Origin of the sequence: Catenulispora pinisilvae, from assembly GCF_015356865.1 — a bacterium.
Taxonomy (GTDB): Bacteria; Actinomycetota; Actinomycetes; order Streptomycetales; family Catenulisporaceae; genus Catenulispora; species Catenulispora pinisilvae.
Genome location: NZ_JAAFZA010000417.1, coordinates 1 through 4897, shown reverse-complemented (window position 1 = coordinate 4897; position 4897 = coordinate 1). Strand labels below are relative to the sequence as shown.

Genomic DNA, 4897 nt, shown 5'->3' with positions numbered 1-4897 from the left:
CCCTTCAACCTCGCCCTGGCCATGGTCGGCACGCTGGCCGGCGCCTTCGTGACCGCCCTGCCCCGCGAGTACTCGATGCACGGCGGCCCGGCGGTGGGCGCGGTCGTCATCGGGGTGCTGATCATCGTGGTCTGCGTCGGCGCGGCGTTGTGGGACTTCTTCCGGCGGGAGCCCTGAACCCGTGCCCCGGGCCGCGTCCGTGTGGCGGCCGGTGGGATCGGCGCGGCCTTACATCAGGGCACAACCTACTTTCGAGTGAAGAACCCCTGATTTTCACCTGTTATCAAGCGAAAAGCCGCCGCGGACCGATACGGTGGAGCAGTCGCGCCGCACCCAGCGTGCACGAGAAACCGAGTCCTCCCGGATGTCTGTTCACTTGGCTACAGTGGCATCCATGCCGATCCGGGGGACCGTAGCACCGGCCAGGGCCGCCGCCACCGCAGTCGTGGCGGCCCTGGTCTGCGCCGCCTGTAGCAGCACCGTCAGTCAGCCGCCCGGGCACCTGGCGAACAGCGCCGCCGTCTCCACGAGCGCGAGCACCGGCGACACCGACCGCCCCAGCGGCGCGCCGATGGCGCAGGAGGCGACCTCGCCCGGCGACCGGCCGAGCGGCGGGGCCATCAACGACTCGCAGCCCTCCTCCCCGGCCCGGTCCTCGACCTCGAAGGCCCCGGTGGCGCCGCCGCCGAGCCACCCGGAGCCGACGACCGCCTCGAAGCCGACCACGTCCGCGCCGCCGCCTCCGCCGCACACCAGCGTCACGCCCACCGGGCCGGTGATGGGCTCGCGGTCCAGCACGGTGCCCTCGACGCCGCCGCCGTCCATGTCGACCCGCTGAAACTGAAATAGGGATCCGCTGAAGCGGAGATCTGCATAAAGCAGAGACCCACTTAAGCAGAGACCCAACTAAGTAGAGCGCCGCTAAAGCGGAACAGAGTCGACCCGCTGAAGCAGAACCAGAGAAGGGACCCCGGTACGAAACCGGAGCCCCTTCCGACGCCCGCCGACCCCCGAGGCCGGCGCCCGCTCACCCCTCGAACTTGTACCCCAGTCCCCGCACCGTCACCAGGTGCACCGGCGTCCCGGGGTCCGGCTCGATCTTCGCCCGCAGCCGCTTGACGTGCACGTCCAGCGTCTTGGTGTCGCCGACGTAGTCCGCGCCCCACACCCGGTCGATCAGCTGCATCCGGGTCAGCACCCGGCCGGAGTTGCGCAGCAGCATCTCCAGCAGCTCGAACTCCTTCAGCGGCAGCTCCACCGGGCGGCCGTCGACCGTCACCTTGTGCCGGTCCACGTCCATCCGGACCGGGCCGGCCTCCAGGGCGCCGCCGTCCGGCTCGTCGCTGGCGGCCTGGCGGCGCAGCACGGCGCGGATCCGGGCCACCAGCTCACGGGCCGAGAAGGGCTTGGTGACGTAGTCGTCGGCGCCCAGTTCCAGGCCGACCACCTTGTCGATCTCGCTGTCCTTGGCGGTCAGCATGATCACCGGGACGTTGGACTTGGCCCGGATCTGCCGGCAGACCTCGGTGCCGGGCAGCCCCGGCAGCATCAGGTCCAGCAGCACCAGGTCGGCGCCGTGCCGGTCGAACTCCTCCAGCGCGGCAGGTCCCGAGTCGGCCACCGCCACCTCGAAGCCCTCGTTGCGCAGCATGTAGGACAGGGGGTCGCTGATCGAGTCCTCGTCCTCGACCACGAGTACACGGGTCACTTCGGGGTCCTCCCACTTGATATGGCTCGGTTGTTCACGCAAGGCCGTTACCCGGCCGGTGCCAGATCGCGCTCCTGCACACTGACGGGGAGCTTCAAGGTGAAGGTGGAGCCGTTCCCCTCGGAGGACCACACCGTCACCTCCCCGCCGTGTGTGGCCGCGATGTGCTTGACGATCGACAGGCCCAGGCCCGTGCCTCCGGTGGCGCGCGAGCGCGCCGGATCGACGCGGTAGAACCGCTCGAAGATCCGCTCCAGGTCCCGTTCCGGTATCCCGATGCCCTGGTCGGTGACGGAGATCTCGACCACGTCGCCGTTGTGCTTGACGGTCACCGCCACGCGCGTGTCGTCCGGCGAGTAGTTGACCGCGTTCTCCACCAGGTTGCCCAGGGCCGCGGACAGCTGGGTCCGGTCCCCGCGCACCGCGACGTCGTCCTCGGCGTCGGCGACCAGCTCGATCCGGCGCGCGGCGGCGCTCTCGTAGCTGCGGTCCAGGGCCTCGGCCACCACCTCGGCGACGTGCACCAGCTGCGCCGAGGCGGCCAGCGGGGCGTCGATCTGGACCCGGGACAGGTCGATCAGGTCCTGGATCAGCGAGGTCAGGCGGTGTGCCTCCTGCTGCATCCGGGCCGCGAACCGGCGGACGGCCTCGGGGTCGTCGGAGGCCGACTGCACGGCCTCGGCCAGCAGCGACAGCGCCCCGACCGGGGTCTTGAGCTCGTGCGAGACGTTGGCCACGAAGTCGCGGCGCACCTCGTCCACCCGCCGGGCCTCGGTCCGGTCCTCGACCAGCACCAGCACCAGCGTCGCGCCCAGCGGGGCGATCCGGACGGTGGAGTGCAGCACGGCGGTGGAGCCGTGCGGGAGGTCCATCTCGACCTGGCGTATCTCGCCGTCCCGGCGCACCTGCCGGGCCAGGTCCAGCAGTTCCGGCGAGGTCAGACTCCGGGACTTCACCAGTCCCATCGCGTAAGCTGCCGGGGAGGCCTTCACCACGGCGTCGCTGGCGTCCAGCACCACGGCTGAGCTGCGCAGTACCTGTAGGACCCCGGCTACCCCCGAGGGGACCGGATCGTCGTTCGGCGGTTCGGGCGAGCCCACACGTTCCCTTTCACTGAACCGGAAAGCCAACGCCCCGCTGACCCCGGTACCCAGGCCGATCAGCGCGGCCAGCCCGGCGGTCGCAGCATTGACGTTCACAGAGCCAACAGTAAGGGCGGTTTGCCCCGTGAACACTCCCACGGATCATTCCGCCGTACTTGTGTGGCCAAGAGTTCACTTCCAGGTCCCCATTGATTCACCGCCGACATTGTCTCGGGATGCCTGGACGGGGAAGAGTGTTCGGCGTCCGCACAGCACAGAAGCACACGCGACGACAGGAGCCGGAACCCCATGCGCGACGCCTTCCATGAGGAACTCGACTCGATCAGCGAGACGCTGGTCGAGATGACGCGGCTGGTCGGCTCGGCCATGGCCCGCGCCACCACCGCGCTGCTGGACGCCGACCTGACGCTCGCCGAGTCGGTGATCGCCGCCGACGACCAGGTCGACGAACTACAGCACACGCTGGACGACAACAGCTTCGACCTGCTGGCGCGGCAGCAGCCGGTGGCCGGCGACCTGCGCACCATCATCACCTCGCTGCGGATGAGCGCGGACCTGGAGCGGATGGGCGACCTGGCCCGGCACGTGGCCAAGGTGGCCCGGCGCCGCTACCCGCAGTCGGCGATCCCGCCGGAGATCCGCGGCACCATCGTGGAGATGGGCGACATCGCCGCCGAACTGGTCGCCAAGGTCGGCTCGATCATCGCCGCCCGCGACGTCGAGGCCGCCCTGGCCCTGGAGGCCGAGGACGACGAGATGGACCGCCTGCACCGCAGCCTGTTCAAGTCGCTGATGGACGACAAGTGGAAGCACGGCATCGAGACCGCGGTGGACGTCACGCTGTGCGGGCGTTACTACGAGCGGTTCGCGGACCACGCGGTGTCGGTGGCCAAGCGCCTGGTGTTCCTGGTGACCGGCGAGCACCCGGAAGCGGCGGTCTGAGCACCAGAACCACCTGAACCACCTGTACCCACAGATCCGGTCGGCCGTCCTTGAGCAGGACAGCCGGCCGGATCAGTGCTTTCCGCTGGTCAGACTGCTAGGGCAGCGCGACCAGCTTCTGCACGTCCGCGATCACCTTCGCCAGGCCCGGCGCCTTCACGATCGCCATGGCTTGCTGCGGCGTCAGACCGGGTCCCTGCGGCGCGGTTTCGACGGGCTTGCCGAGCTCCCCTAGCCCTAGCGACTCGCTGGGCCGCGGGGTGCCGGCGACCGCAAGGTTGGTCAAGGGGTCGGATGCCGTTCCGGTCCCGTAGACATAGTTCCCGAGCCGTGCTTTACCGTCCGGACGCACCTGTACGTTCGTACCGTTCCCCCCGGCGGCTTCGAACCGCAAGGAGTCGAACGTGCCGTTGGTCGCCGCCTGGTCGTTGAAAGTGTCGTACCACTCGAAGCTGTTGACCCCCTTGGGACCGACAAGTTCGAGCTTGCCGGGTGCCCCCGGGTTGAGCTTCAGCCGGAACCCCGGCGGCAGGACCTTGTCCGCCTCAGCGTCGATCTTCGCTTCGATGGCATACCGTTCGCGGACCGCCGCAGACGACGCCGGAACCGACGGATCCAGAAGCTGCCGAAACTTGGCGAACCCGGGTGCCTCCACCATCTTCGTGAAGGCCGTGGCGTCCATGAGGGTCGGCATGTTCTTCTCGTAGCCGCTGTAGATCATGAAGTAGATCTTCGGCGCGGCCGGGTCCGACGGGGCGAACTCGTACCAGTCCGTACCGCGCGACAGCGCTATCCGGATTGAGCCGTCGGCAACGGCGATCGGCTTCACCGAGGCTTTGTCGAGCACATCGGTGGTGTTCTTGCCCGAGGGATCCAATTCCAGGACGTAGTCGGTTCCGTGCCATTGGAGCTGGAGCTGGGGCACATAGTCGCCGGTCAGCGCGTCGGTCACGTAGCCGGGCCCAGCGGCGTTCTGCACCGTCACCCCGGCCGGCAACAACGCGCCTAGTACCCCCGGAAGCTGTTCAACGACCTCCCGCTCCCGATCCGCATACGTCGGCGCGTCGTTCTCATAAGCCTGCGCCGAGACGTTCCCACTGTCGGAGCCGAGCGACCAGTCGCCGTCTCCCGACCCGTGCACCCC

5 protein-coding genes are annotated in these 4897 nt (G+C 69.0%); 1 reads left to right on the top strand and 4 read right to left on the bottom strand.

All coding sequences use genetic code 11. The annotated features are described in order from the left end of the window. Positions 1 to 486: 486 nt before the first annotated feature. The 3 genes from IZR01_RS48130 to IZR01_RS48120 form a co-directional block, all read right to left on the bottom strand. Complete coding sequence (locus IZR01_RS48130) at positions 487 to 825, bottom strand: hypothetical protein (RefSeq protein ID WP_194927773.1); 339 nt, start codon at positions 823 to 825, stop codon at positions 487 to 489. A 202-nt stretch (positions 826 to 1027) separates the two neighbouring features. Beyond that, positions 1028 to 1708 (bottom strand): response regulator, encoded by a 681-nt coding sequence (locus tag IZR01_RS48125; protein ID WP_194899711.1) that lies wholly within the window; start codon positions 1706 to 1708, stop codon positions 1028 to 1030. A 47-nt stretch (positions 1709 to 1755) separates the two neighbouring features. Further along, positions 1756 to 2907: a sensor histidine kinase gene (locus IZR01_RS48120; RefSeq protein ID WP_323746762.1), complete on the bottom strand. Its 1152-nt coding sequence runs from the start codon at positions 2905 to 2907 to the stop codon at positions 1756 to 1758. A gap of 192 nt (positions 2908 to 3099) precedes the next feature. Here IZR01_RS48120 and phoU point away from each other — a divergent pair, with 192 nt between their 5' ends. Continuing rightward, complete coding sequence (gene phoU, locus IZR01_RS48115; protein WP_194899707.1) at positions 3100 to 3753, top strand: phosphate signaling complex protein PhoU; 654 nt, start codon at positions 3100 to 3102, stop codon at positions 3751 to 3753. 97 nt (positions 3754 to 3850) lie between these two features. On the opposite strand, the gene IZR01_RS48110 is transcribed toward phoU, so the two are convergent. Then, on the bottom strand, positions 3851 to 4897 hold a 1047-nt coding region (locus tag IZR01_RS48110), incomplete at its 5' end, for a hypothetical protein (protein WP_194927772.1).